Origin of the sequence: Bacillus sp. SIMBA_154 (genome assembly GCF_046536015.1) — a bacterium.
Lineage (GTDB): Bacteria > Bacillota > Bacilli > Bacillales > Bacillaceae > Bacillus > Bacillus pumilus_P.
In genome coordinates this window covers 1-255 of record NZ_JAWJBV010000432.1, presented here as the reverse complement: position 1 = coordinate 255, position 255 = coordinate 1, and the positions used below count along the sequence as shown (strand labels likewise).

General features: G+C 36.5%; 1 protein-coding gene. It reads right to left on the bottom strand.

The window, feature by feature from the left end:
- Positions 1-236 (bottom strand): hypothetical protein (locus R0K30_RS22655; RefSeq protein ID WP_410613179.1); only part of this gene is annotated, 236 nt, incomplete at its 3' end.
- Between the last annotated feature and the right edge of the window lie 19 nt (positions 237-255).

The window sequence follows — 255 nt, the reverse complement described above, 5'->3', positions numbered from 1 at the left end:
CATTGAGCTTTTTGCTCATCAGTCACGCTGTTTATTAAACGAGTATCGCTATTTGGATCAAAAGGCGCGTAATTGTTTTTTAATGACTCAAGTGTGCCATGGTACTGAAAGTGAATTAAGCTGGCTAAAAGTTCACAAAGCTGCTTAAAAGAAGTTTGTTGGTCTTTATTAAGCTCTTTGGCGCACATTGTAATGATGTCGTGTTTTCTAAAGGGAATGTAGCGAGCAGTTTGCATATTGTGAAAATTTTAAAAG